Raw genomic sequence first — 25,026 nt, 5'->3', positions numbered from 1 at the left:
TTACATACAAACTGATGCGCGCACATGTAAAAGGATTATGATCCATGGATAAACTTCGCGTCTATATTGGCTGGGACTCGAGAGAGGATATTGCCTATCAGGTGGCAAAACAATCGCTTGAAAAGCATGCCACCATCCCGGTCGAGGTGATCCCGATCAAATTGCAGGATCTGGTGGATCAGGGGCTGTATACCCGCGATATCGACCCGCTGGCATCCACCGAATTCACCTATTCGCGTTTCCTTGTCCCACATCTGGCCGGATATGACGGCTGGGCGATCTTTGTTGATTGCGATTTTCTGTTCTTTGGCGATGTCGCGGAATTGCAGCAATACATGGACCCGAAATATGCGGTCCTGTGCGTCCAGCATGACTACACGCCAAAAGAAACCACCAAGATGGACGGCGTGCCGCAATCGGCCTATCCGCGCAAGAACTGGTCATCCTTCATGCTGATGAACTGCGCGCACCCCTCCACCAAACAGCTGACACCGGAACTGGTGAACCGCGAAAGCGGGGCCTATCTGCACCGGATGCAATGGGCGCAGGACGATGAAATCGGGTCCTTGCCCACTGGCTGGAACTGGCTGGAAGGTTGGTATGACAAACCCGCCGAAGGGTTCCCGCAAGCGGTGCACCATACCCGTGGCGGGCCATGGTTCAAGGAATGGCAGAATGTCGACTATGCCGCCGAATGGCTGGCCGAAGCCGCCGAATACGAGGCGAAAGCCGACAAAACCGCCTGACCGGCTGCGACATCATAAATCCATGCGCCCTTTGGCGCATGGGTTGGGCGCATGGATTGCTCAGGATGACGACGCATACCAGAAGGCGCATAAATCTGCAGCGGTGGCATGGGGCTGGTTTAACCTTTGGGCGGCATAAACTTGCGCGCCAATAAGCGCAGCAATGCCCCACGCCTGTTCTACGCGCCCCGCAGACACGCCCTGAACCTGATACATGCGTTCAATGGCATCACAGGCCGATGAAATTGCCAGCACCATTTCAAGCGCGGGCGCAGTGGGCCAGCGACGCGCCAGCAGCGCAGGCAGCGCGTCCAGCGCCTGATCTGCGTCCATGATCGCCGCCGCAGCGGCGTCTGTCATATGCGTCAGCGAACTTTCCGACATTTCCAAAGGCACGTCCGGCAGCAAGAAACCATTCGCCCCGATCATGGGGCCGCATGCGCTATATCATGTTCCGTCATATCTGTTTGCAGAAATATTAACTTTTTAGTGCATGTTGCTCAAAAGTGGGAACCGGTTTTGAGCGCCTCGAACATGCAAAGCCAATAGGTTAGAGCATATCGCGTGAATGCGAATGAACGCGACATGCTCTAACGCAAACTCGTGTCAGGCGGCGCTTGGGGTATCAAGGACCGGCGGTGCATTCCGCCGTTCCAGCCGCAGGCTTTGGAAATGCGCGATCTCGCGTTGGGTCCAGGCGGCAATATCCCATGATTGCGCGGAACTGCGCAGGGCTTGCATGCGCGCGCGCGCTTCTTCCTCGGTCATGGCAAGGGCCTGTTCCAGACCGCTGTCCATTGACCCCGCAGAAAAGGGGTTTACCGGCACAGCACCATCCAGCAACACCGCGCAGCCCGCAAATTCCGACAGCACCAGTGACGCAAATTCCCGCCCTTTGCGGGCCGCGCAGAATTCGGACGCTACAAGGTTCAGCCCATCCGCCAAGGGTGTTATCGATGCCACATCAGCCGCAGCATAATACGCCACAAGCTGCGCCAACGGAATTGCACGCGAAATCAGGGACACAGGCTGCCAGTCAAAACTGCCATAGGTGCCGTTAATGCGCCCTGTAAGCGCCTCGATCTGCTCCTGCACCTCGGCATAGGCGGTCATGTTCCGGTTCGCGCCAACCGATACCAGCATCAGCCGGACCTTGCCATGCAGGTCACGACGGCGCTGCAACAATCGCTCGAACGCTTCTAGTTGTTCGATATTGCCCTTGGTGTAATCGGTGCGCGACACGGACAAGACCAGCTTGCACCCGTTCAACTCGGCGCGAATCTCGTCCACGCGGTTCTGGACTTCCGGCTTCGCGGCAAGGGTCTGAATATGGTCGAAATTCACGCCGACAGGGTTGGTATGAATGCGCGTGCGCTTGCCGTCCACGTCCAGTTCAAGCGGGGTCAGCCGGTCATTCAATGCCCCCCCAGTGGCCAGCATACGCGGCGGCGTCTGCACTTCGTCCACCAGTCGCGCGGCCTTCAGACTGCGCACCACGGCTGCGAAATTCTGCGCATAGCGCGGAATGTGAAAACCGACCGAGTCGCAAGCCAGCAGACTGTCGATAATTTCCGCCCGCCACGGCAGGACATTGAACATATCAGGCCCCGGAAACGGCGTATGATGAAAAAAGCAGATCGTGGCATTTGGCTTCAGCTGGCGCAGATATCCGGGCACCAACCACAGATTATAATCGTGAATCCAGATCACCGCATCGTCGGTGGCCTGTTCGGCTGCTGCCTCGGCAAAGGCCCAGTTGACCGACCGGAATGTCGGCCAATCAACAGGATCATAGTTATAGCGTTCCTTGAACCCGTGCAGGATGGGCCAGAATGCTTCTTTTGACGTCACATGATAAAAGCTGCTGACCTGTTCTTTGGTCAGGGGCAGACGGCTGACAGTATAGGTCCCGAAACTGTCCGAGATTTCGATGACGGGTTCGAATCCCGGGTTTGATGTGTCAGTGCATTCTTTCCATGCGACCCATGCGCCGTGCTGCGCCGTCCCGAAAAACCCCTTCAGGGTCGGAACAATGCCGTTCGGGCTGGAATTTTCGCGGTATACAGTCTTTCCGCCCTCGATCACTTCTTCATAAGGCTGACGATGATAGACAATGACAAGATCGGATTTCATAAGCTCACCTTTGGTGGGTTTGGGTGCAGGTTGAATGCGCCGATAGCTTCAATTATTCCGCCGGCCCCCGCTTCGGCGCAATGCAATGCACGGTTCAGCCCGCCTGTCGCAGCAAGCAGTTCTGCCTCTGCCCCGCCCACAACGGCACCGTGCAGCCCCGTCTGAAACATGGACAGGTCATTCAGCGTGTCCCCTGCCACAAGGACCCGTTCGGCAGGCAAACCCAGATGGGCAATCAGCCGCAGCAGCGATGGGCCCTTGCTGATCCCTTTGGGCAGAATATCCACAAAACAGCCATGCGAAACCAGCACATCCACATCCAGCCCTTGCAGGACGGCCAGACTGTCAGGGTCAAACCCCGCGTCATATTCGTAGGATAGCCGGTAGCGAAACGGCGCGCTTTGCAGCTTCAGGCCGGATATGCCGTGCAGCCTTTCCCGCACAACGGTTCCATGATCGCGCCAGATCTGCGCAATCGGGGCTTCCAGTTCAGCGATCGGGTGCACGCGCCCGTCTGTGAACCGCCCGATGGTGGTGCCCACATCACCAATAACAAATTCGGGGGCCGGCACATCGCCATTCGCGCATAGTGCCGAAATGAAATCAGGATCACGGCCGGTTACGAAAATCAGGCGGGTTTTGGGGGCTTGGGCGCGCAGCCAGTCATACAGGATTTTGCGTGTCGGCGCGGCACCGCCCAAAAATGTTCCGTCCAGATCGGTGGCAAGCACCATATCGCAATTTTCTGCAGTTGCTCTGCATATCGGGTTATGTAGCATGTGTATAAAGATGTGGGGTTGCGGGTGTGTTTTCCACAAAGCCACGGTATTCAGTGTCTACTTCACCGCAAAAAACAAAAACCGCCCAATAAATGGGCGGTTTTCCAGACTATCCTGCCATAAATCAGGCAGATATGGCTTATGCCAGCGCCAGATTCGAGGCCGATTCACGACCGTCGCGGCTTTTTTCCAGATCAAAAGTCACTTTCTGACCATCTTCCAGACCGCGCAGACCTGCACGCTCAACTGCGGAAATATGAACAAAAATGTCTTTTGCTCCGCCTTCGGGCTGGATGAAACCATAACCTTTGGTGGCGTTGAACCATTTCACTGTGCCATTGGCCATAGTGATGTCTCCTAGTAGTTACGCTGCCCACGTTATGCGGCAGCCCGGCTCAGTCAGTGCAAGATCGAAGTGACTGTGGCCGAGGTCGGAGAACAGTGGTCGATAGTGGTAACGTCGCGCAAACAATCTGCTGCATCACACCCCGAAATGCAACAAAAATCGATGTTACATCGGGAATATCCGCTGTGCCATATCCAGCATCCGGCATGAAAACCCCCATTCGTTGTCATACCAGCCAAAGACACGCAGCATACCGCCATTGGTGACGCGGGTTTCGGGCAAGGCCATGACAATGCTCTCGGATCGGGCGCGCAGGTCACTTGAAACCAGCGGGCGGTCAGTCCAACCGATGACCCCGCCCGCGCTGCGCAATGCGTCATTCACCTGATCTGCTGTTGCACTGCGCGACAATGTTACCGACAGGTCCACCGCCGATACCGACGCGGTCGGAACACGCACCGCCGCCCCCAGCAAGCGCCCCTTCAGTGCAGGCAGGACATGTTCCACCAAATGCTGCGCGCTGGTGGTTGTTGGCACCATGGACAACGCCGCAGCCCGCGAACGCGCCGGATCACCGCGCGGGGCGTCGGTGGTGGGCTGGCTGCCGGTATAGCAATGAATGGTGGTCATGAAGCCGGTTTCAACGCCCCAACGGTCATTCAGCAACCTTGCAAGTGGTGCAAGCGCGTTGGTGGTACAGGAAGCGTTGGAAATCAGGTCGTGCTCGGGCCTGATGGCGCCCTCATTCGCGCCCAGAACGACCGTCACCTGTGCCGCATCAGATGGGCCGGAAATCAGGACACGGCGCGCGCCTGCCCGCAGCCCCCGGCTTGCAATATCACGGGTGTTCGCCTGACCGGTGCATTCCATGATCAGGTCAACATCGCGCAGGTCAACCTGCGACAGATCGGCGGCATGGGTCAGCCGCAGCCGGTGTCCGGCAACACACATTTCCCCGTCGCGCAACTCGACACTGCCCTGAAAGGGACCAAATACAGAATCATACTCGAACAAATAGGCGCAGTCTGCCGCACTGGCGATGTCATTAAGTGCAACGATCCGGACGTCCGGCCACCCCCCTTGCAGCCACGCACGCAGGACAGTCCGGCCAATACGCCCGAACCCGTTTATCGCCACTGTGACCATCAACGCCCCCTAGCTGCCGCAATACCGCCTTTGCGCACTTGTTCTGAAATTCAGACCAGTTGCAAGGGCAAGCCAGAGGCATATGTGCGTGCAAAATATTTCCGACTTTATTAATCGGGATTTGACAATGGTGAGTGTTTTTGTCATCTATTACATCAACAGCCAGCCCAAAGGTCAGCAAACGTGCCGAATCCAACAGTTTTGAAAGGCCCTGCGCATGAATGCGATAACCCGCTTTGAACCGCACCCGACCCACACGCCCCCTGTCCATGACGTGTATTCCCTGACGCGTGGCGGCACGCTTGCCCAAATAATGCTGGACGGAAAAACCTATCAGCTGCGCATCACACGCGCCGGAAAACTGATCCTGACCAAATGAAAAGGGGGCCGAACCGGCCCCCAATCCTGCAAGTCTGTGTCGGGTCAATGTCCCAGAATCTGGCTAAGAAACAGTTTCGTCCGTTCTGATTGCGGGTTGTTGAAAAACTCTCTCGGTTCGTTTTGCTCGACGATCTGCCCCTGATCCATGAAGATCACGCGATTTGCCACAGCCTGTGCAAATCCCATTTCATGGGTGACGCAAATCATGGTCATGCCTTCCTCTGCAAGCGCGATCATGGTGTCCAGCACTTCCTTGATCATTTCAGGGTCCAGCGCCGATGTCGGTTCGTCAAACAGCATAATCCGCGGGCGCATGCACAAGGACCGCGCAATCGCGACACGCTGCTGCTGGCCGCCCGACAGCTGGCCGGGGTATTTCAGCGCCTGTTCCGGAATCTTGACCTTCTCCAGAAAATGCATCGCAATTTCTTCGGCTTCCTTCTTTGGGACTTTTCGCACCCAGATCGGGGCAAGGGTGCAGTTTTCCAGAATTGTCAGATGCGGGAACAGATTGAAATGCTGGAACACCATGCCCACCTCGGACCGGACCTTGTCGATATTCTTCAGGTCCCCTGTCAGTTCCGTCCCATCAACAATGATCTGTCCGGCCTGATGTTCTTCCAGACGGTTGATGCAGCGGATCAGGGTGGATTTGCCTGACCCTGACGGCCCGCAAACCACGATCCGCTCGCCCCGATGCACGACCATATTGATGTCGCGCAGCACATGGAATGACCCGTACCATTTGTTCATGCCGGTGATCTGGATCGCAATTTCGTCAGAAACCTGCATCTTGCTGGCGTCGATTTCCCGATCAACGGGTATTTCAAGTGTCGTTTCGGCCATGATGCGACCCCCTTACTTATGGTCCGTTTTCAGCTTGCGCTCCAGATACATGGAATAGCGCGACATGCCGAAACAGAAGATGAAGAACAACGCCCCGATAAAGATGAACAATTCCCAATAGATGCCGTTCCAGTCGGTATCTGCACGGATCGCATTTGACAGGCCAATCGGGTCCAGAAGGCCGATAAAGACAACCAGTGTGGTATCCTTGAACAGACCGATAAACGTGTTCACAATGCCGGGGATGGATATTTTCAGCGCTTGCGGCATGATAATCAGCCGCTGCGCCTTCCAGTAATCAAGACCAAGTGCGTCTGCGGCCTCATACTGGCCCTTGGGCAATGCGGCAAGCCCGCCACGGATCACTTCGGCCATATAGGCAGATGCGAACAGCGTCACCATGATGATCACGCGCAAGATCAGGTCGAACGTGGTGCCCGGTGGCAGAAAATAGTTCAGCAACAAGGATGCCGTGAACAGAAGCGTGATCAGCGGCACACCGCGAATAAACTCGATCACCATCACGCAGACCGACTTGACGAACACCATGTCCGACTGCCGCCCAAGCGCAAGCAGAATTCCAATGGGCAGCGACAACGAAATCCCTGTCACACCAATGACCAGCGAAATCAGGAACCCGCCAAACCTGTCGGAACGCACAAATTCAAGGCCGATCGGTGCAATGGACGTCATCGCAGATGTGAAGCCAGCGGCGAACAATATCCACCAAAGCACGGGAACCAGAATTGCGCCGGCAATCGCGATCAGGGGCGCAAACCGGTGTAGAACGCGAAAGGCTACATAGCCCAGCACGAAACCCAGAATAACCGAAACCGGCAACCAGACCGACCCGCCCCACAGCAGATGATAGGCAACAAACGGATACAGCGCCGAAAAGCCCAGCAATTTGCGCGGCAACTGGCTAAACAGCACCGGTGCAAGCGCCACGAACAGCAACACCAGCGACAGAACCGGACGCCAGTAATGCTGCGGCGGGTAGAACCCGAAAAGCAACTGGTGCCAGCGATCCTTGATAACCGCAAAGCACGCGCCGCTTGCCCCGTCCAGAACCTCGCGGCATTCGCGCAGCGACTGCGCGTTCCACACAGTGTTCAGCAACCATGGCCCGATAGCGGCCAGGGCATACCAGATGGTCAATAGCGACAGCAGCGTCAGTATGGTGTTCAGCCAACCGGAAAACAGATTCTCGCGCAGCCATTTAATTGCGCCTTTTTCGGCAATGGGCGGGGCCTGTTCCGGCAGCATACTTTCACGAACATAGGCAACGGTCTGTGCGTGTGTATCGCTCATCTCTACCGCTCCTTCAGTTTGACGCGGGCATTATAGACATTCATCACCCCTGATATTGTCAGACTGATCAGCAGATAGATCAGCATCATCAACAGCATGCCTTCAAGCTCTCGTCCGGTCTGGTTGATCGTGATCCCGCCCAAGGTGGACCGCAGGTCCATATAGCCCACGGCCAGACCAAGCGAGGTATTCTTGGTGATGTTCAGGTATTGCGAGATCAGCGGCGGAATGATGACCCGCAACGCCTGCGGCAGGATAACAAGGCGCATGGTCTTGCCCGGTTGCAGGCCAAGGGCAAAGGCGGCTTCGGTCTGCCCTTTGGAAATAGCCAGAATGCCCGCGCGCACGTTTTCGGCCACAAACGCGCCAGTATAGATGCCAAGCCCCAGCCACATCGCAATCAGCGAGTTCCGCAAATGCGTCCCGCCCGCGAAATTGAACCCGCGCAATTCGGGGTAATCCAGATGCGCCCCAAGGCCTATGAAAATGACGACAACAGGGCCAAGCAGAACCAGAATGGATTTCCACCATGTTTTCGGGCGGATGCCCGTGGCATTCTGCACGGCGGTCGCATGATCAATCAGGCGCTTATTGGCAAAAATACCTGCAATAATGACTGCGAAAATCAGCAACCATGTCAATGATGGCGCAACCGGTCCCAGCCGCACATCACCCAGATCGCGCATGAACTCGATGGACGGAACATAGACGCCGCGATTTGTTATCGCCACCGCATCATTGAACAGCATGCTTGCGGCGGGGTCATCGCCGCGGAATGCACTTGGCGCTGGCATGGCTTCGGTCATGATCGCGCCGAAGATCAGTATCCACAGAAGCGTCGGGATGTTGCGGAACACCTCGATATAGACCGTCATCAACCGGCCCACGATCCAGTTATTCGACAGACGCAACACGCCCGCGATAACCCCGAGGACCGTCGCCAGAATACAGGCCATAACCGCAAGAATGATCGTATTCAGGAAGCCCACCAGCGCTGCACGGCCATGGGTCATCTGGCTGTGATATTCAATCGGGCGCTGGTTGATATCATACCCAGCGGGTGCATTCAGAAACGCGAAGCTGAAATCGCGCCCCAATGCGCGCAGGTTGTTGACCGTATTGTCAATCAACCACGCCGCACCCAGCATCAGCATGAACAGGAAAAACACCTGAATTGTAATCGAACGATAGCGCTGATCATAAAGCAGCATGCTGAAACGGAAGGACCGTTTCGGGGCCGATGCCGCAACGCGCAAATCATCAGAGGTGGACATAATACACTCCTGTCAGTGGCTGCGCGATTAGGCGTAGCCAAAGCATGCTGATATCATAGTTCGGACTGTTGCAGAAAAAACGCGCGCCACATGGGCGCGCGTTTTCAGTTCTGTTAACGGAACGGCGGCGCGTAAAGCAGGCCACCCTGGGTCCATTGTGCGTTCAGACCACGCGCCAGACCGATGGGCGTCTGCTCGCCAATCGTGGCCGAGAAAATCTCGCCGTAGTTGCCAGCTGCCGCGATTGCCCGCACAGCCCATTCGCTGTCCAGACCGAACATTGACCCCAGATCGCCTTCGCTGCCAAGCATACGGTTGATTTCCGGATTGTCGGTTCCGGCCTTCATCTCGTCAATATTGGCGGATGTGACGCCCAGTTCTTCTGCTGCGATCAGGGCAAACAGCGTCCATTGAACAATATCGCCCCACTGGTCGTCACCATGACGCACTGCCGGGCCAAGCGGTTCTTTGGAAATGACTTCCGGCAGAATCACATGGTCGGACGGGCTGGCAAAGGATGCGCGCGTGGCGGCCAGACCGGAAACGTCAGTGGTGTAGACGTCGCAGGCACCCGCCAGATACTGCTGTTGCGCTTCTGCGTTGGTTTCAATCGGCACCGGCTCGTAGGCCATGCCATTGACGCGGAAATAGTCAGCAAGGTTCAACTCGGTCGTGGTGCCGGTCTGGATGCACACGGTCGCACCGTCCAGTTCCAACGCGGAACTGACACCCAGATCACGCGTCACCATGAAGCCCTGACCGTCATAGTAGTTGGTCCCGACGAAGGTGAAGTTCAGATCGACATCGCGCGAGAACGTCCAGGTGGTGTTGCGTGCAAGGACGTCCACTTCGCCGGACGCAAGCGCCGAGAAGCGCGTCTGCCCTGTTGTCGGAACAAAGTTCACCGCCATCGGGTCTTGCAGGACCGCTGCGGCAACGGCACGGCAGAATGCCACGTCGAACCCTTGCCAGACGCCATTCCCGTCAGGGGCAGAAAAACCGGCCAGACCGGTGGAAACGCCGCAGTTCAACTCTCCACGGGATTGCACGGTTTCCAGCGTGGACTGTGCCTGAGCAAGCCCTGCCACAAGTGACGTCGCGGCGAAAGCGCCGAGAAATACTGATTTCTTCATGTTTACCTCTCTGTTGTCGCCGCCTTGGCGGCGGTCTGCCCCACGTTTGTTCGGGGGTATAGTGGATAAGCCATTTCTGACCCTCACTATCGGCAAGTTTGCGCCGATAATCGCAAATCGGTCAAGCCTGTAAATGTCTAATGGATCGCAATTCAGATCAACTGCCTGAAAACCGGCCAGTTTGCAGGCCAATGTATGGACTGGCGCGCCGGTTCGCACAGTTTTGTATCTTGGGGGAAAAACAACGCCTTGGTGCATCGACTGTGCGGGACAGGCGCATAGGCACCCCAAATGCCAAACGCGGTCCACACAGCATAAAAAAACGCCGCGCATGGGCATTCCATCGCGGCGCAAGTGGGGTCAGGGGGAATTCGGCACGGGACGGTGCGCGAACACCTTGGCAAAGTGACCCGTAGGCAGTTCAGGCAAAAAGCGGCAGGTGAAGCATGGCAAGAACCAGCACTGCAAGCGCGATCCCGCCAGCCAGATCCTGCCAGAATGCGGGACGGTCAAATTTAGATTGAAAGTAGAACATCACACCCTCCATCCTATAAGTTAACCATTTGTTCGCATTTGTTCCGCAACACGTCAAGAACAAATGCGAACAAAATGGGTTCAAGGAACGTCGATTATCTGATGTCGGTTTTTGGGATATGCCGGCGGGGGTGGGCAATGCGCTGCCGCGGAACATGCCCTAGCCGACAGAAAGGTATTTGACCGCCTTGTCCTGTTCCATCAGCCAAAGCGCAATTCTTACTGCCTGCCCGCGCGGACTGCGCAGGTCGGGGTCATCCGACAGCAGTTTGCGGACATCGGTTTGCGCCACAGCCATTAACGCGGATTGTCTTTCCATATCCGCAACACGAAACCGTGGCAGCCCCGATTGCGCCGTGCCGATAAGATCACCCGCCCCGCGAATGGCCATGTCTTCCTCGGCGATTCGGAACCCGTCTTCCGTGTCGCGCAACAGTTTCAGGCGGCGCGACGCCGTTTCGCCCAGCGGCGCCTCGTATATCAACAGACAGGTAGATGCGGCGCTTCCGCGACCAACGCGCCCGCGCAACTGATGCAACTGCGCCAGACCGAAGCTCTCGGCGCGCTCGATCACCATGATTGTGGCATTGGGCACATTCACGCCCACCTCGATCACGGTTGTTGCGACCAGTAATTTGGTGCGGCCCGCAACAAAATCCTGCATCGCCGCATCCTTGTCATGCGGCGCAAGCTGGCCATGGACCAGCCCGACCACCCCCTCCCCCAAGGCGGCGCGCAGATGCTCGAACCGCGACTGCGCCGCCGTCAGGTTCACCAGCTCCGATTCCTCGACCAGCGGGCACACCCAATAGGCCTGACGCCCCGCATCTATGGCCTGCCGCAGATGCTCGACCACCTCATCCATACGCGCGGTGGAGACAAGCGCGGTCTGAACCGGCTTGCGCCCCGGTGGCTTTTCATCCAGCACAGACACATCCATGTCGCCATATTGCGCCAGCGCCAATGATCGCGGAATGGGCGTTGCAGTCATCACCAGAACATCAGCCCCCACCCCCTTGGCGGCAAGGGCCGCACGCTGCGCCACGCCAAACCGGTGCTGTTCATCGACAACGGCAAGGCGAAGGTCGGCAAACTCGACCCCTTTCTGGAACACCGCATGGGTGCCAACCAGAATCTGTATCTGCCCACTGGCCAGCGCCGCCAGTTTGCGCGCACGCTCGGACGACTTGTCGCGCCCGGTCAGAAGCGCAAGCGACACGCCCGCAAGATCCGCTAGCGGCTGCAAACTTTCCAGATGCTGGCGGGCAAGAATTTCGGTGGGCGCCATCATCACGCCCTGCCCGCCCGCCTCGACCGCGACCAGCAGCGCCATCAGCGCCACCAGCGTCTTGCCCGCGCCCACATCGCCCTGCAACAGGCGGTTCATGCGCTGCGGGGCCGCCATGTCGGCGGCAATTTCGTCAATTGCGCGGCGCTGTGCCCCCGTGGGCGCATAGTCCAGACCGGCCAGAACGCGGTTTTGCAACCTGCCATAGCCACGGCTGGGCCGGCCGGGCTTGCGCCTCTGGCGCTGCCGCGCCAGCGCCAGCGTCATCTGGTGGGCGAAAAACTCGTCATAGGCCAATCGCACCCGTGCTGGCGCCGTGGGGTGCACATCATTTATGGTCGCGGGCGCATGTGCTGCGTGAATTGCGCTGTGCCAGTCAGGCCAGCCTTCGCGGGCAACAAGGGCAGGGTCAATCCATTCGGGCAAATGCGGCACCCGCGCCAGCGCCGCGCCAACCGCCTTGCCCATCAGCTTCTGGCTGACACCGGCGCATAGCGCGTAAACGGGTTCCGCCGCTGGCAGGCTGTCGGCCTCGTCAGGGTGCAGAACATGGTCCGGATGCACCATTTGCGCCATGCCGTCGAACAATTCCAGCTTGCCCGAAACCACCCGCTTCTGTCCCGCCGGAAGCAGCTTTTGCAGATACTCCCCACGCGCATGGAAAAACACCAGCTGGAATTCAAGCGCCGCATCGCGCACACTGATCCTGTGCGGGCGGCCACGGGTCCGTGGTGGCATATGCGCCAGCACTGTCACCTCGACAGTGGCAATGCCGGGAAACTCCATGCCCTGAATGGATTCGCGGCGCGTGCGGTCCACCAGCGCATGCGGCAGGTGAAACGCCAGATCACGCGGTGTCGCAATGTTCAGCGCCTCGAAATTGCGGGCTGTTTTCGGGCCGATCCCGTCCAGAACGTCAAGCGCGGCAAAAAGCGGGAACAGGATTTCGGGACGGGCCGCCATGTCAAAGCGCGCCAATCATCGCCAGCCATGCGTCCTCATCCACGACCTCAACACCCAGATCCGCAGCTTTTCGCGCCTTCGATCCGGCCCCCGGCCCCGCAACCAGAATATCGGTCTTGGCCGACACCGACCCCGCAACTTTTGCCCCAAGGGTTTCGGCGCGCGCCTTGGCCTCGGCGCGGGTCATTTTTTCCAATGTTCCCGTGAATACGATGGTTTTTCCCGCGATGGCACTGTCACTTGCGCGGGCCTGCGCGGGGGCAATGGTCAGTTCCGCGGCAAGGGCGTCAATCGCGGAAATCTCGGCAAGGAAGCCTGTTATCAACGACTCGGCCAACACCTCGCCCACGCCATCAATGGACAACAAGTCCTTGCGGGCGGCACTTTCGGGATCGCGCGCCTGTTGCAGCGCTGTGCGCAGCGCATCCCATGTGCCAAAATGGCTGGCAAGCATTGCAGCGGTCACTTCGCCGACATGCCGGATGCCAAGTGCAAAAATGAACCGCGCCAAGGGTATGGATCGTTTTTCATCAATTGCGGCAAACAGGTTGCTTGCGGATTTCTCGCCCCAGCCTTCACGGTTTTTCAACTGCCTTGGCTGGCCCGGACCAAAACGGTCCTTCAGGGTGAAAATATCCTTCGGTGACGCGATCCAGCCGTCGCGCCAGAAACTCTCGACCTGCTTGGCGCCCAGCCCTTCGATGTCGAAAGCCGCGCGGCTGACAAAATGCTTCAACCGCTCGACCGCCTGTGCGGGGCAGACCATGCCCCCCGTGCAGCGGCGCACGGAATCACCGGGTTCGCGCAGCGCTGGACTGCCGCATTCGGGGCAGGTCTGCGGAAAGTCAAAAGGCCGTGCCGTTTCCGGCCGCCTGCCCAAATCGACATCGCGGATCTTGGGGATCACATCACCGGCGCGGTACACTTCCACCCAGTCGCCAACACGGATATCGCGGCCGTCCCGAATGACCGTGCCGCGCGAATCGCGGCCCGAAATGTAGTCTTCGTTGTGCAATGTGGCATTCGACACGACAACGCCCCCGACAGTCACCGGTGCCAGCCGCGCAACGGGGGACAGGGCGCCCGTGCGCCCGACCTGAATTTCAATCGCTTCCAGCTGTGTCCAGGCCCGTTCTGCGGGGAATTTATGCGCAATTGCCCAGCGCGGTGTCGTCGAACGCAATCCCATCCGGTCCTGCAAGGCCAGATCGTTCAGCTTGTAGACAATCCCGTCAATATCATACCCCAAACGCGCGCGCTGTGCCTCGATCGCCGCATAAACGTCCAGCATGTCCTGAACCGAATGGCACAAACGGGTTTGCGGGTTGGTGCTGAACCCCAGTTGTGCCAGACGCGCGATTGCAGCGGACTGGGTTGGTGCCAGACGCTCGGACACCTCGCCCCATGAATAGGCGAAAAAACGCAACGGGCGGGCGCGTGTTATGGCGGCATCAAGCTGGCGCAAGGACCCTGCGGCAGCATTGCGCGGATTGGCAAAAACCTTGCCGCCTGTTTCCTGCTGGCGGGCATTCAGCGCGGCAAATTCATCATGCGCCATATACACTTCGCCGCGGATTTCCAGTATATCCGGTGCCCCCGTCAGTTGAACCGGAATATCGCCGATTGTGCGCGCGTTCGCGGTCACATCCTCGCCGGTGGTGCCGTCACCGCGTGTGGCGGCATAGACAAGCGCGCCCTGTTCATAGCGCAGGGACAATGACAAACCGTCGATCTTGGGTTCCGCCGTGAATTCAAGCGAAGCGTCTGCAGGCAAGCCAAGAAAGCGGCGGATACCTGATACAAAATCCTCGACATCCTCCCTCGAGAAGGCATTGGACAGCGACAGCATGCGTTTTGCATGTTGTATTTTGCCGAATCCCACAGCCGGTTCCGCACCAATACCGGAGGCCGGACTGTCGGGCCGCACCAGCGTCGGAAATGCGGCTTCGATCTGCGTGTTTCGCAAGCGTAGCGCGTCAAACTCCGCGTCCGACATGACGGGCGTGTCATCACGATGATACGCAATGTTCGCGCGGTTCAGAAGTTTCGCCAATCGGGCCAGTTCCTGACGCGCCTGTTCCTGAGTCAGATCGGCCACGGGAACACCCCGCAATTCGCCCATGTCTGAAGTGTCCGACACTGCCTTTTCCTTTGCGCTTTGGCCATCACGGTTCCAAGGCGATTGATAGGCGGCGCAGACACTCAGGTCCAGCCCGAAGACGCAGACAAGCCGGACGCTAGGCGCTTAGAACACGGACCGGCGCAGGCGCGGCACCTACGGCCGGATCGCGCAGGACATAGCCCCTGCCCCAGACAGTTTCGATATAATTTTCGCCATCCGTCGCCTCTGCGAGTTTTTTGCGCAATTTACAGATAAAGACGTCGATTATTTTCAATTCAGGTTCATCCATACCGCCATATAGATGATTGAGGAACATTTCCTTGGTAAGCGTTGTGCCCTTGCGCAGGCTTAACAGCTCGATCATCTGGTATTCCTTGCCGGTAAGATGGACAATCTTGTTGCCAACCTCGACCGTTTTGGCATCCAGATTCACCGAAACCTTGCCCGTATGAATAACCGATTGCGCATGTCCCTGACTGCGGCGCACAATCGCATGAATGCGCGCGACAAGTTCTTCGCGGTGGAACGGCTTGGTCAGGTAGTCATCGGCCCCGCCGCCGAAGCCGCGCAGTTTGGTATCCGTATCTGTTTCGCCCGTCAGGATAAGGATCGGCGTGTCAACCCGCGACAGACGGATCTGGCGCAAAACATCCAGCCCCCCAAGATCGGGCAGGTTCAGATCCAGCAAAATCAGATCGTAATCGTAAATCTTGCTGAGTTCGATCGCTTCTTCGCCCATGTCAGTGCAATATACATTGAAATTTGAATGGGTTAGCATTAATTCAATACTTCTGGATGTGGTTGGATCGTCTTCAACGAGCAAAACGCGCATGAGGTTCTCCTTTGTCGCTGCTTTCACCACCTTCAATGAAATTCGTTAATTCTCTGTTACCAATACTGAAAACCTATACCAACAACCTATGGTTGTCGATATTTTTGCAGGCTTGTCACCTTCAACGCGTCTATCCCGTGCTGGGATACGGCCGTTTCCCACAGCGTGAATTCTTCATCGCTCAGGTCATAGCGTTCCTGCGCCGCTTTGCGGTTCAGCAACCCGTATTGAACTGCCATCACGACAAGCGCTTTTCGACTGGCAACCCATCGACGCGTGTTTGCGGGGGGCAGGTCGGCCAATGTCAGCACGCGCCCGTCCGGCAGGGTCACCGCGCGCGGCCCCTCGACCTTCTTGATATACATTTCGGCCCCTTCTCAGCTTCGTTTCCGCCAGATAATCGCGCGTCAGACTTAATGGCAGGTTGACGAAACTGCGGATGCCCCCTTGAGAATACGTAGCATTTTCCTATATTTTGCGCGCAACCTTGCCGGAGTTCTTTCAATGCCCTTTGACCCGCCCTTGAATTCATTGGGCTTTTCCAAACCGCCTGCGCAAACGCGGGTCGTCGTTGCCATGTCGGGCGGGGTCGACAGTTCGGTCGTCGCGGCGGAACTGGCGGCTGAAGGGTATGACGTTGTCGGCGTAACCTTGCAATTATATGACCATGGCGCAGCCCTTGCGAAGAAGGGGGCGTGTTGCGCGGGGCGGGATATTCATGACGCGCGGCGCGTGGCCGAATCGATGGGGTTCCCGCATTACGTTCTGGATTATGAATCCAAGTTCCGCGATTCAGTCATTGACGAATTTGCCGATGCCTATCTGGCGGGGGCGACACCTGTGCCCTGCATCCGTTGTAATGAGCGGGTGAAGTTCCGCGACCTGCTGGAAACGGCCCGCGATCTGGGGGCCGACTGCATGGCAACGGGGCATTATATCCAGCGTTTCGCAGGCGATCACGGGCCGGAACTGCACCGCGCCGCCGACCCTGTGCGCGACCAGAGCTATTTTTTGTTTTCGACAACGCGTGAACAGCTGGAATATTTGCGTTTTCCCCTGGGGCATCTGCGCACCAAGGCCGAAACCCGCGCCCTTGCCGTCCGGCACGGGCTTGACGTGGCCGACAAGCCCGACAGTCAGGACATTTGTTTTGTTCCCGACGGGAATTATGCCGCGGTTATTGAAAAACTGCGCCCCGGTGCGGCCGACCCCGGCGAGATTGTGGACATGCAAGGCCATGTTCTGGGCCAGCATGATGGCGTTATCCACTATACCATCGGGCAGCGGCGCGGGCTGGGTATCGGCGGGCTGGCAGATCCGCTGTATGTGGTCAAGCTGGACCCCGATGCGCGGCGGGTAATTGTGGGGCCAAAAGCGGCGCTGGCCACAAGAACCGTGCCCGTGCGCGAAATCAACTGGTTGGGCGACAAGCCCTTCACGGCGCAGGCAGAATGGGAAATGTCGGTCAAGCTGCGTTCCACCCGCCCGCCGGCACCCGCGATATTGCGGCCAATCTCGGACACCGAGGCAGAGGTGGAACTGCTAACCCCCGAAGAAGGCGTCAGCCCCGGTCAGGCTTGTGTATTCTACGCCCCCGAAGGCAGCCGCGTCATGGGCGGCGGCTGGATATGGAAGGGCCGTTAAGCGGCGCTTACGCGTGTTGGCCTTGCCCTTGAACCCCGCTAGGGGATAGGGAAGGCAGGCAATAGCAAAGAGCAGGCACCCATATGGCGTTGGCACCACTGGTCATGAGTTGCGGCGACCCGTCCGGCGTGGGTCCCGAGATTGCCGTCAAGGCATGGCACGCCACAGGGGCAAGCTGTCCGTTCATATGGCTGGGCGATCCGCGACATTTGCCCGAAGGCACCGAATTTGAACTTGTGTCCCTGCCCCGCCAGATAACAGGCGACAGGTTTCCGGTCCTGCAGGTTGATTTCGCGGCGGATGCCAGCCCCGGCCAGCCCGATCCCGCCAATGCGCAAGGCGTGATTGATGCCATCCGCCGCGGCGTGGCGCTGGTGCAATCGGGCGCGGCCAGCGGGCTTGTCACCTGCCCCATCAACAAGGCCGCGCTGAAAACCGGCGCTGGGTTTGCCTTTCCCGGCCATACAGAATTTCTGGCCGATCTGGCGGGCGGTGCGGATGTGGTCATGATGCTGGCCTGCGATGCGCTGCGGGTGGTTCCCGTCACCATCCATATTCCGCTGACAGACGTTCCCGCCACGCTGACGCAAGACCTGCTGGAACGCTGCATACGCGTGACACATGCTGCCCTCATGCGTGATTTCGGTTTGCACGCGCCGCGTCTGGCGGTTGCCGGACTGAACCCCCATGCGGGCGAAAGCGGCACCATGGGCGCGGAGGAGATGACCGTGATTACCCCTGTTCTGGACCGGCTGCGCAAGGAAGGGATGGCGCTGTCCGGCCCGCTTTCGGCCGACACGATGTTCCACGCCGGCGCGCGCGCGACCTATGATGCGGCAATTGCCATGTATCACGATCAGGCGCTGATCCCCATCAAGACGATTGATTTCGCGGGCGGCGTGAATGTGACATTGGGCCTGCCTTTCATCCGCACATCGCCCGAACATGGCACCGCCTATGATATTGCCGGCCAGAACAAGGCCGACCCCACATCGCTGATTGCGGCGCTGCGCATGGCGCGCCGCATGGCCGAAAGGCGCGCGGCATGATCGACGCCCTGCCCCCGTTGCGCGATGTGATCCGCACCCATGATTTGCGCGCCAAGAAAAGCTTTGGCCAGAACTTCCTGCTGGACCTGAACCTGACTGCGCGGATCGCGCGTGCGGCAGGCGATCTGCACGGCGCAGATATTCTGGAGGTTGGCCCCGGTCCAGGCGGGTTGACGCGCGGGCTACTGGCCGAAGGGGCGCGCAAGGTTCTGGCCATTGAGAAAGACCCCCGCTGCCTGCCCGCGCTGGCGGAAATCGCGGATGCCTATCCGGACCGGTTGCAGGTCATCGAAGGGGATGCGCTGGCGGTGGACCCGCTGGCCCACCTGTCCCCGCCGGTCAAGGTGGTGGCCAACCTGCCCTATAATGTGGGCACCGAATTGCTGATCCGCTGGATGACACCTGCACAATGGCCACCCTTCTGGGACAGTCTGACGCTGATGTTCCAGCGCGAAGTGGCCGAGCGCATTGTCGCGCGCCCCGGGTCCAAGGCCTATGGGCGGCTGGCGCTGATGGTGCAATGGCGCGCTGATGCCCGCGTGGTGCTGCATCTGCCACCCGAAGCGTTCACCCCCCCGCCCAAGGTCAGTTCCGCCGTGGTGCATATCACGCGGCTGGCGGAACCGCGTTTCCCCGCAGATGCGCGCGTGCTGGAAACGGTGGTTGCCGCCGCGTTCAACCAGCGCCGCAAAATGCTGCGCGCGGCCCTGCGCGGGCTGCACCCGCAGATCGAGGATTTGCTGCAACAGGTGGGCATTGCGCCCACCGCCCGCGCCGAAGAAATTGGCCTTGAAGGGTTCTGCGCCCTTGCCCGCGCCCTTGCAGCCGCCCGCCAACAGACCTAGCGTTTCATCACACCGCGCACATCTGCATTGACACCATGCGTTTACTGGGTCGACAAGGGCACAGTCGGCAACGAATACGCATACCGGCCATATTCGCCGCGCAACCAGTCCGCAGCACAGGCGCTTACCTCGCTCAGGCGCGCAAGATCCGTTTCGCGCATACGCGCCGAACGGGTCAGCATGATACGGCGCGCCAGACTGGCACGGCCCCGCGGGGAGTTGTAGAACCCCTCGGACGAAATCAACACGGAAACCGGACTACCCAGCATCGCCAGCGCCGGATAACTGCCCAGCCCCTTGTATAATGCAAACGCGCAATCCGACACATTCGCACCGCATTGCGCATCACAAACCTGCCGCAGCGGCGCGGCAAGATCGGACCGCTCCAGCCAGCGTTGCAGATCCGCATCCTCGATATGCATTCCTCGCATATATTGCTGCGGATCACCGCGATCATTCCCCTGCCCTTCGCCAGATGATGCGGGCCAGTCCGCCACCAGATACGACAATGTCGCTGGATACCAGTCATACGCAATCACGTCGCGCGGAAAGCCGCTTTGTTGACGGCTGGCAAGGGTCAACAAGGTTTCGCGGACCGCGCGCGTGTCGCCCATGGCCGCGAAATCCTGTGCAATATCCAGACCGCCGTCCAGACGCCACAATCTGTTCCATAATTGCGCATAGGCGCTGTCTGGCGCGGCAATCGTCATCCAGTTGCGCCCCGACAACCCGCCCTGCGCGCGCAGGGCAGAAATACGGTCCTCGCGGGACAAGGCGGTCACCCAAGGCCCCTGAAGGGCAGATGTCTTGTCGATCACGCCCAACAGAATGCGCGCGGCAGTATTTTCATTATGCGCCAGTTGCGCAAGCTCCGGCACGGCCTGTTTTTCGTCATCGGCCAGCCAGTCTTCAAATGCGCTCAGAAATTCCGGGTCATCGCTGCCCGGCACATTCTGCGCAGATGCAACAGCCCCTAATCCGGTCCACCCCGCAACCAACACGACAAACAAATACTGTCCGATCACATGGCGCAAGACGCGCCAAGGCATATCTTGTTGCCTCATCCAACCTCCCGTTTCTGTTTGTTCTGCACGATCCCTGGTCATCATGCAGCCCGGTGCGACCTCCGACACGACTGCCGGAACAATGCTATTGTTCCTGCCAGCCGGTGCAGCAAGCCGTATTTCATAAAAGCATACAACAGAAACTCACCCAAATCCGGCACGACCTTGTGTGACGACCGACCACAGAAAGACAAAGACGCGGGCTTCCAACCAACACGCGCACACCCTATTGGCGGAAAGCCGAAGCTGCAATCCGGTTCATGGGGAAAAATATCCCCTCACTCACACTGAATGCTGTTTCCGGCACTGGCGCAATGCGCGCCAGCCAACCGGATTGTTCCCCGAAATGGCAATATACTGCCTTTGGTCTGCATTGGCGTTGTGGAAATCAGGTGTCAGGGCTTTTGCAGGTCCGGCGTTTCGCCTATCGTAGGGGCAGCGCGACAGACACTTAATTTGCGGGATAGGCACGATGTCCAAAAGGGATCAGGACGATCTTCAACTTCTTGACAGCCCCGCGTCAGGCCCTGCACCGCAGCCCTGTATCGCACAGGATATCGACCTGACACGCGCCCCCAACGAGGCCGAGTGGCTGGCCCGCCTTGATGAAATCGGCGACGAACTGGACCCGCTGGCGGGCGGGTTTACCGCCCTTGGGAAACACCATGCCGCACTTTACAGTGACGGCAACGACACGCTGCTGGTCACATTTGAAAATATTGCCACCATCCGCACACGCGAAGCTGACCACCGCCCCTTGGGGTTCACGCATGCACAAAGGCGCGGCTGGTCCAGCCTGACCATCATGGCCAGACAGTCGCGCTGGTTCCGTGACCCCGAAATTTCCGACTATTTCGACGCCCAGATCGACGCGGGCTTTTTCGACGGGTTCCGCCGCGTGCTGTTTTACGGCGAAGGCATGTGCGGATACGCCGCCTGCGCCTTCAGTCTGGCGGCGCCCGGTGCCACAGTGCTGGCCATTGCCCCGCAGGCCACGCTTGACCCCGAAATCGCGGGCTGGGACCGCCGGTTCATGGCGGCACGGCGGCTGGATTTCCGCAGCAGGTTCGGGTTTGCGCCCGCCATGCTGGACGGGGGGCGGGGCGCGTTTATTGTCCATGACCCTGCGCGCAAACTGGACCTGATGCACGCGACCCTGTTCCGCCGCCCGTTCGTCACGCTGCTGCGCACACCCGATCTGGGCAAGGACACTGGTGCCGCGCTTGCGCGTCTGGGCGTGCTTGCCCCCATGATCGACGCAGCAGCGCAGGGCAAAATTACGCATGAGCTGTTTTACACGCTGATGCGCGCAAGGCGCACTGACGCCAGCTATCTGGAACGCCTGACCAGACGCTGCGCCAAACTGGGCCGCCATCCCGCGCTGACGCTGGCGGCCGCACGCTTTGCGCTGGCACAATCCGACAGCCGCAAATTGCGCAAATGCCTGCGCAAGGCCGAAAAGCGGCTTTCGCCATAAACGGCAGCAGGTCAGGGACGCCGCGCTGCACAATCCCGCACCGGCCTGTGCATTCGGACTGGAACTGCTTGCGGGATTTGGCTAGGGAACATGCATGCAAAAGACCCTGACCATACCCCGCCCTGATGACTGGCACCTGCATTTGCGCGATGGCGCGATGTTGCAGGCCGTGGCCCCCGAAACCGCCCGCCATTTCGCGCGCGCCATTATCATGCCCAATCTGGTGCCGCCGGTGGTCACGGGCGCACAGGCTGACGCCTACCGGACGCGCATCAATGCCGTGACCGGCAGCGGCTTCACGCCCCTGATGACGCTGTATCTGACCGAAGACACCGATCCCGATGATGTGGTCGCCGCCCATGCCGCAGGCATCATTACGGCGGTCAAGCTGTATCCGGCAGGGGCCACCACGAATTCGGCATCCGGCGTGCAGAATTTCGACCGCGTGCGTCCTGTGCTGGACGCAATGGCGCAGGCCGGAATTCCCCTGCTGACCCATGGCGAGGTGACAGACCCCGCCATCGACATTTTCGACCGCGAAGCCGTGTTCATCGACCGCGTGCTGGACCCGATCCGCCGCGCAACGCCGGAACTGCGCGTTGTGATGGAACATATCACCACCGCCGATGCAGTCGCCTATGTCCAAAGCCAGTCGGAAAATCTGGGCGCGACGATCACGACCCATCATCTGGTCATCAACCGCAACCATATTCTGGTGGGCGGGATCAAGCCGCATTACTATTGCCTGCCTGTCGCCAAACGCGAAAGCCACCGTGTGGCACTGGTGGGGGCCGCAACATCCGGTGATGCACGGTTTTTCCTTGGCACCGACAGCGCGCCGCATACCGATGACGCCAAGGAATCCGCCTGCGGCTGCGCGGGGTGTTTCACCGCGACGAACACAATGTCCATTCTGGCGCATGTGTTTGAAGATGCGGGCGCGCTGGACAAGCTGGAAGGGTTTGCCTCGCGCAATGGTCCGGCCTTCTACCGCCTGCCCGTAAATGACGACACATTGACGCTGGAACGCAGCGACACCCCAGTCCCCTATCCCGCCAGAATCGACACCGGCAGCGGCCCTGTCACGGTCTTTGATCCGGGCTTCCCGCTTTATTGGCAGGTGGCACAGGACGCGCCGCAGTAACGCACACGGTTTCATCTTGCCAAAAATACTCATTTCCACCCCCGCGCCACGGGCCAGACGCCTGAGAGGACAGCCATGATCCCCGCCACCTATCCCGACCGCCAGACTGTTGCCCGCCTGACCGCACGCATGTTGCTGGACATCAAGGCCGTGCATTTCAACGCGCGCGAGCCGTTCACCTTCGCCAGCGGGTTGCAGGCACCCACCTATATCGACTGCCGCAAGCTGATCAGCTTTGCGCGCATTCGCAGCACCTTGATGGATTTTTTGACCTGCCGCGTGCTGGAGGATGCAGGGTTTGAAGCGTTTGACAATATCGCGGGCGGCGAGACAGCGGGCATTCCCTTCGCAGCGCTTGTGGCCGAACGTATGGCCCTGCCCATGACCTATGTGCGCAAGAAGCCCAAGGGCTACGGGCGCAATGCCCGCATTGAGGGCGCCATGTCCGAAGGCCAGCGCGTGCTGCTGGTCGAAGACCTGACAACCGATGGCGGGTCAAAGCTCAGTTTCGTGGACGCCATCCGCGACACTGGCGCGGAATGCGGGCATACGGCGGTGATCTTCTATTACGGCATATTCCCCGAAACCGAACCGCGGCTGGCCGAGCATGGCGTCAAGCTGCATTACCTGTGCACATGGTGGGACGTTCTGGCCGAAGCGCGGCGCGGCGGCGATTTCGACACCGAAACCCTTGATGCGGTCGAGGGGTTCTTGCGTGCCCCCCGCGACTGGACAGCAGGCTGACGGGCACGGACCGGAGCATGCCGCATTCATTCCGCCTTCGCGTCTATTATGAAGACACTGACCTTGCGGGCATTGTCTATTACGCGAATTACCTGAAATTCATCGAACGCGCGCGGTCAGAATGGGTGCGGGATCTGGGCATTGATCAGGCGCAACTGAAGGCAGATGGCGGCGGCGTCTTTGCCGTGCGCCGTGTGGTTGCAGATTACCGCGCCCCTGCGCGTTTCGATGATATGCTGGATGTCACGACCGACTATCTGTCCCATTCCGGCGCGCGGCTGGAATTGCGCCAATGCGTGCTGCGCAAGGCGACAGTGCTGTTTGAAGCGCAGGCCACGCTGGTGTGTCTGGCGGACACAGGCCGCCCGCAGCCGCTTCCTGCGCGGTTGCTTGCCGCTTTGCGCGAAAATATTACAAATTAAACCCAAGGTATAACGCGCTTGTGTTGGTAAGGCGCTTTTATTCCTGTATGCTTTGCGTCAAAGCAAGCCGCCCGAGAAGCGGCGCATTTTGAGTGAGCAGAGCATGGACCCACAAACTCTAAGCGTGACGCAAGAGATCGATTTCTCGCTGGTTGCGCTATTCGCCCGCGCCACCCTGACCGTGCAATTGGTGATGATCAGCCTGATCCTTGCCTCTTTCTGGTCATGGGGCATCATCGTGCAAAAGCATATCCGCTACCGGCGTGCCCGCGCCGAGGCCGAGGAGTTCGAGGCCGCATTCTGGTCAGGCGAACCGCTGGACGAATTGTATGACCAGATCGGCCCTGCACCCGCCACGTCGCCGCAGCGCGTGTTTGCATCCGGCATGACCGAATGGCGCCGTTCGCACCGCGCCGACGGGGCACTTATTCCCGGTGCTGTGGCGCGGATTGACCGTTCCATGGATGTGGCCATCAGCAAGGAATCGCGCGAACTGACCAAGGGGCTGACCTTTCTGGCCTCGGTCGGGTCCGCATCGCCCTTTATCGGGTTGTTTGGCACGGTCTGGGGGATCAAGCACGCCTTCGAAGAAATCGCGCTGGCGCAATCCACCAATCTGGCCGTTGTTGCCCCCGGCATTGCCGAAGCGCTGCTGGCCACGGGCCTGGGCCTTCTGGCCGCCATTCCCGCGACGATCTTCTATAACAAGCTGACCGATGATTCAGACGAGATCATTTCGGGGTACGAAGCCTTCGCGGATGAATTCAACACCATCCTGTCGCGCCAACTGGACGCAGCCTGAT

General features: G+C 59.2%; 24 protein-coding genes. 10 read left to right on the top strand and 14 right to left on the bottom strand.

Features of this window, described 5'->3' with window-relative positions; genetic code table 11:
* The first annotated feature begins 44 nt into the window (after positions 1–44).
* Positions 45–746 (top strand): hypothetical protein, encoded by a 702-nt coding sequence (locus tag ACTIE1_RS02335; protein ID WP_439559992.1) that lies wholly within the window; start codon positions 45–47, stop codon positions 744–746.
* Between the two features lie 60 nt (positions 747–806).
* On the opposite strand, the gene ACTIE1_RS02330 is transcribed toward ACTIE1_RS02335, so the two are convergent.
* The 5 genes from ACTIE1_RS02330 to ACTIE1_RS02310 form a co-directional block, all read right to left on the bottom strand.
* On the bottom strand, positions 807–1,175 hold the full coding sequence (locus ACTIE1_RS02330; RefSeq protein ID WP_439559993.1) for a hypothetical protein: 369 nt from the start codon (positions 1,173–1,175) through the stop codon (positions 807–809).
* A gap of 177 nt (positions 1,176–1,352) precedes the next feature.
* Positions 1,353–2,879: a glucosylglycerol-phosphate synthase gene (gene ggpS / locus ACTIE1_RS02325; RefSeq protein WP_439559994.1), complete on the bottom strand. Its 1,527-nt coding sequence runs from the start codon at positions 2,877–2,879 to the stop codon at positions 1,353–1,355.
* On the bottom strand, positions 2,876–3,613 hold the full coding sequence (locus ACTIE1_RS02320; RefSeq protein ID WP_439559995.1) for an HAD family hydrolase: 738 nt from the start codon (positions 3,611–3,613) through the stop codon (positions 2,876–2,878). Before ACTIE1_RS02320 ends, ggpS begins: the two co-directional genes overlap by 4 nt.
* 184 nt (positions 3,614–3,797) lie before the next feature.
* Positions 3,798–4,004: a cold-shock protein gene (locus ACTIE1_RS02315; RefSeq protein ID WP_277803547.1), complete on the bottom strand. Its 207-nt coding sequence runs from the start codon at positions 4,002–4,004 to the stop codon at positions 3,798–3,800.
* Between the two features lie 165 nt (positions 4,005–4,169).
* Complete coding sequence (locus ACTIE1_RS02310; RefSeq protein ID WP_439559996.1) at positions 4,170–5,150, bottom strand: type I glyceraldehyde-3-phosphate dehydrogenase; 981 nt, start codon at positions 5,148–5,150, stop codon at positions 4,170–4,172.
* A 217-nt stretch (positions 5,151–5,367) separates the two neighbouring features.
* On the opposite strand from ACTIE1_RS02310, the gene hemP reads away from it, so the two are divergent.
* Positions 5,368–5,529, top strand: a complete 162-nt coding sequence (hemP, locus tag ACTIE1_RS02305) for a hemin uptake protein HemP (protein WP_439559997.1) — start codon at positions 5,368–5,370, stop codon at positions 5,527–5,529.
* A 44-nt stretch (positions 5,530–5,573) separates the two neighbouring features.
* Here the strand turns inward: hemP and ACTIE1_RS02300 are convergent, their stop codons facing one another.
* The 8 genes from ACTIE1_RS02300 to sciP form a co-directional block, all read right to left on the bottom strand.
* Entirely contained in the window at positions 5,574–6,377 is an 804-nt protein-coding gene (locus ACTIE1_RS02300; protein WP_439559998.1) for an amino acid ABC transporter ATP-binding protein, read from the bottom strand.
* A 12-nt stretch (positions 6,378–6,389) separates the two neighbouring features.
* Entirely contained in the window at positions 6,390–7,688 is a 1,299-nt protein-coding gene (locus ACTIE1_RS02295) for an amino acid ABC transporter permease (RefSeq protein WP_439559999.1), read from the bottom strand.
* A gap of 2 nt (positions 7,689–7,690) precedes the next feature.
* On the bottom strand, positions 7,691–8,944 hold the full coding sequence (locus tag ACTIE1_RS02290; RefSeq protein ID WP_439560550.1) for an amino acid ABC transporter permease: 1,254 nt from the start codon (positions 8,942–8,944) through the stop codon (positions 7,691–7,693).
* A 131-nt stretch (positions 8,945–9,075) separates the two neighbouring features.
* Positions 9,076–10,095, bottom strand: a complete 1,020-nt coding sequence (locus tag ACTIE1_RS02285) for an amino acid ABC transporter substrate-binding protein (protein WP_439560000.1) — start codon at positions 10,093–10,095, stop codon at positions 9,076–9,078.
* Positions 10,096–10,789: 694 nt separating this feature from the next.
* On the bottom strand, positions 10,790–12,880 hold the full coding sequence (gene recG, locus ACTIE1_RS02280; RefSeq protein ID WP_439560551.1) for an ATP-dependent DNA helicase RecG: 2,091 nt from the start codon (positions 12,878–12,880) through the stop codon (positions 10,790–10,792).
* 1 nt (position 12,881) lies between these two features.
* Entirely contained in the window at positions 12,882–15,002 is a 2,121-nt protein-coding gene (gene ligA, locus ACTIE1_RS02275) for an NAD-dependent DNA ligase LigA (RefSeq protein WP_439560552.1), read from the bottom strand.
* Positions 15,003–15,117: 115 nt separating this feature from the next.
* Positions 15,118–15,834: a response regulator transcription factor CtrA gene (ctrA, locus tag ACTIE1_RS02270; RefSeq protein WP_439560001.1), complete on the bottom strand. Its 717-nt coding sequence runs from the start codon at positions 15,832–15,834 to the stop codon at positions 15,118–15,120.
* An 86-nt stretch (positions 15,835–15,920) separates the two neighbouring features.
* The gene (gene sciP / locus ACTIE1_RS02265; RefSeq protein ID WP_439560002.1) at positions 15,921–16,199 is read right to left on the bottom strand and encodes a CtrA inhibitor SciP; all 279 of its coding nucleotides are present in this window, start codon (positions 16,197–16,199) and stop codon (positions 15,921–15,923) included.
* A gap of 139 nt (positions 16,200–16,338) precedes the next feature.
* Here sciP and mnmA point away from each other — a divergent pair, with 139 nt between their 5' ends.
* From mnmA to rsmA, 3 genes are all read left to right on the top strand, one after another.
* On the top strand, positions 16,339–17,478 hold the full coding sequence (mnmA, locus tag ACTIE1_RS02260; protein ID WP_439560003.1) for a tRNA 2-thiouridine(34) synthase MnmA: 1,140 nt from the start codon (positions 16,339–16,341) through the stop codon (positions 17,476–17,478).
* A gap of 83 nt (positions 17,479–17,561) precedes the next feature.
* The gene (gene pdxA / locus ACTIE1_RS02255; protein ID WP_439560004.1) at positions 17,562–18,527 is read left to right on the top strand and encodes a 4-hydroxythreonine-4-phosphate dehydrogenase PdxA; all 966 of its coding nucleotides are present in this window, start codon (positions 17,562–17,564) and stop codon (positions 18,525–18,527) included.
* The gene (gene rsmA / locus ACTIE1_RS02250) at positions 18,524–19,372 is read left to right on the top strand and encodes a 16S rRNA (adenine(1518)-N(6)/adenine(1519)-N(6))-dimethyltransferase RsmA (protein WP_439560005.1); all 849 of its coding nucleotides are present in this window, start codon (positions 18,524–18,526) and stop codon (positions 19,370–19,372) included. Before pdxA ends, rsmA begins: the two co-directional genes overlap by 4 nt.
* 41 nt (positions 19,373–19,413) lie before the next feature.
* Here the strand turns inward: rsmA and ACTIE1_RS02245 are convergent, their stop codons facing one another.
* A complete protein-coding gene (locus ACTIE1_RS02245; protein ID WP_439560006.1) occupies positions 19,414–20,436 on the bottom strand; it encodes a hypothetical protein in 1,023 nt (340 codons plus the stop codon).
* Positions 20,437–20,908: 472 nt separating this feature from the next.
* Here ACTIE1_RS02245 and ACTIE1_RS02240 point away from each other — a divergent pair, with 472 nt between their 5' ends.
* The 5 genes from ACTIE1_RS02240 (at position 20,909) to tolQ (ending at position 25,025) form a co-directional block, all read left to right on the top strand.
* On the top strand, positions 20,909–21,913 hold the full coding sequence (locus tag ACTIE1_RS02240) for a phosphoadenosine phosphosulfate reductase (RefSeq protein WP_439560007.1): 1,005 nt from the start codon (positions 20,909–20,911) through the stop codon (positions 21,911–21,913).
* 94 nt (positions 21,914–22,007) lie between these two features.
* A complete protein-coding gene (gene pyrC, locus ACTIE1_RS02235; protein ID WP_439560008.1) occupies positions 22,008–23,057 on the top strand; it encodes a dihydroorotase in 1,050 nt (349 codons plus the stop codon).
* A gap of 75 nt (positions 23,058–23,132) precedes the next feature.
* Complete coding sequence (locus ACTIE1_RS02230) at positions 23,133–23,801, top strand: orotate phosphoribosyltransferase (protein WP_439560009.1); 669 nt, start codon at positions 23,133–23,135, stop codon at positions 23,799–23,801.
* A gap of 17 nt (positions 23,802–23,818) precedes the next feature.
* Positions 23,819–24,223 (top strand): tol-pal system-associated acyl-CoA thioesterase, encoded by a 405-nt coding sequence (gene ybgC / locus ACTIE1_RS02225; RefSeq protein WP_439560010.1) that lies wholly within the window; start codon positions 23,819–23,821, stop codon positions 24,221–24,223.
* Positions 24,224–24,326: 103 nt separating this feature from the next.
* On the top strand, positions 24,327–25,025 hold the full coding sequence (gene tolQ / locus ACTIE1_RS02220; protein ID WP_439560011.1) for a protein TolQ: 699 nt from the start codon (positions 24,327–24,329) through the stop codon (positions 25,023–25,025).
* Position 25,026 lies beyond the last annotated feature (1 nt).

This window comes from Roseinatronobacter sp. (assembly GCF_051859525.1).
GTDB lineage: Bacteria > Pseudomonadota > Alphaproteobacteria > Rhodobacterales > Rhodobacteraceae > Roseinatronobacter.
Note: the sequence above shows the minus strand (reverse complement) of the source record. Positions and strands in the feature narration are given on the sequence as shown.

Excerpts from the sequence above, each read along its gene's own strand:
- ybgC (WP_439560010.1), top strand. The coding sequence starts at position 23,819 with ATGCCGCATTCATTCCGCCTTCGCGTCTATTATGAAGACACTGACCTT.
- ACTIE1_RS02320 (WP_439559995.1), bottom strand. The coding sequence starts at position 3,613 with ATGGTGCTTGCCACCGATCTGGACGGAACATTTTTGGGCGGTGCCGCG.
- sciP (WP_439560002.1), bottom strand. The coding sequence starts at position 16,199 with ATGTATATCAAGAAGGTCGAGGGGCCGCGCGCGGTGACCCTGCCGGAC.
- ACTIE1_RS02240 (WP_439560007.1), top strand. The coding sequence starts at position 20,909 with ATGTCCAAAAGGGATCAGGACGATCTTCAACTTCTTGACAGCCCCGCG.
- ACTIE1_RS02310 (WP_439559996.1), bottom strand. The coding sequence starts at position 5,150 with ATGGTCACAGTGGCGATAAACGGGTTCGGGCGTATTGGCCGGACTGTC.
- tolQ (WP_439560011.1), top strand. The coding sequence starts at position 24,327 with ATGGACCCACAAACTCTAAGCGTGACGCAAGAGATCGATTTCTCGCTG.
- ACTIE1_RS02245 (WP_439560006.1), bottom strand. The coding sequence starts at position 20,436 with ATGAGGCAACAAGATATGCCTTGGCGCGTCTTGCGCCATGTGATCGGA.
- pdxA (WP_439560004.1), top strand. The coding sequence starts at position 17,562 with ATGGCGTTGGCACCACTGGTCATGAGTTGCGGCGACCCGTCCGGCGTG.
- mnmA (WP_439560003.1), top strand. The coding sequence starts at position 16,339 with ATGCCCTTTGACCCGCCCTTGAATTCATTGGGCTTTTCCAAACCGCCT.
- ACTIE1_RS02335 (WP_439559992.1), top strand. The coding sequence starts at position 45 with ATGGATAAACTTCGCGTCTATATTGGCTGGGACTCGAGAGAGGATATT.
- ACTIE1_RS02315 (WP_277803547.1), bottom strand. The coding sequence starts at position 4,004 with ATGGCCAATGGCACAGTGAAATGGTTCAACGCCACCAAAGGTTATGGT.
- pyrC (WP_439560008.1), top strand. The coding sequence starts at position 22,008 with ATGCAAAAGACCCTGACCATACCCCGCCCTGATGACTGGCACCTGCAT.
- ACTIE1_RS02230 (WP_439560009.1), top strand. The coding sequence starts at position 23,133 with ATGATCCCCGCCACCTATCCCGACCGCCAGACTGTTGCCCGCCTGACC.
- ACTIE1_RS02300 (WP_439559998.1), bottom strand. The coding sequence starts at position 6,377 with ATGGCCGAAACGACACTTGAAATACCCGTTGATCGGGAAATCGACGCC.
- recG (WP_439560551.1), bottom strand. The coding sequence starts at position 12,880 with ATGGCGGCCCGTCCCGAAATCCTGTTCCCGCTTTTTGCCGCGCTTGAC.
- ACTIE1_RS02285 (WP_439560000.1), bottom strand. The coding sequence starts at position 10,095 with ATGAAGAAATCAGTATTTCTCGGCGCTTTCGCCGCGACGTCACTTGTG.
- ACTIE1_RS02295 (WP_439559999.1), bottom strand. The coding sequence starts at position 7,688 with ATGAGCGATACACACGCACAGACCGTTGCCTATGTTCGTGAAAGTATG.
- hemP (WP_439559997.1), top strand. The coding sequence starts at position 5,368 with ATGAATGCGATAACCCGCTTTGAACCGCACCCGACCCACACGCCCCCT.
- ggpS (WP_439559994.1), bottom strand. The coding sequence starts at position 2,879 with ATGAAATCCGATCTTGTCATTGTCTATCATCGTCAGCCTTATGAAGAA.
- rsmA (WP_439560005.1), top strand. The coding sequence starts at position 18,524 with ATGATCGACGCCCTGCCCCCGTTGCGCGATGTGATCCGCACCCATGAT.
- ctrA (WP_439560001.1), bottom strand. The coding sequence starts at position 15,834 with ATGCGCGTTTTGCTCGTTGAAGACGATCCAACCACATCCAGAAGTATT.
- ligA (WP_439560552.1), bottom strand. The coding sequence starts at position 15,002 with ATGGGCGAATTGCGGGGTGTTCCCGTGGCCGATCTGACTCAGGAACAG.
- ACTIE1_RS02330 (WP_439559993.1), bottom strand. The coding sequence starts at position 1,175 with ATGATCGGGGCGAATGGTTTCTTGCTGCCGGACGTGCCTTTGGAAATG.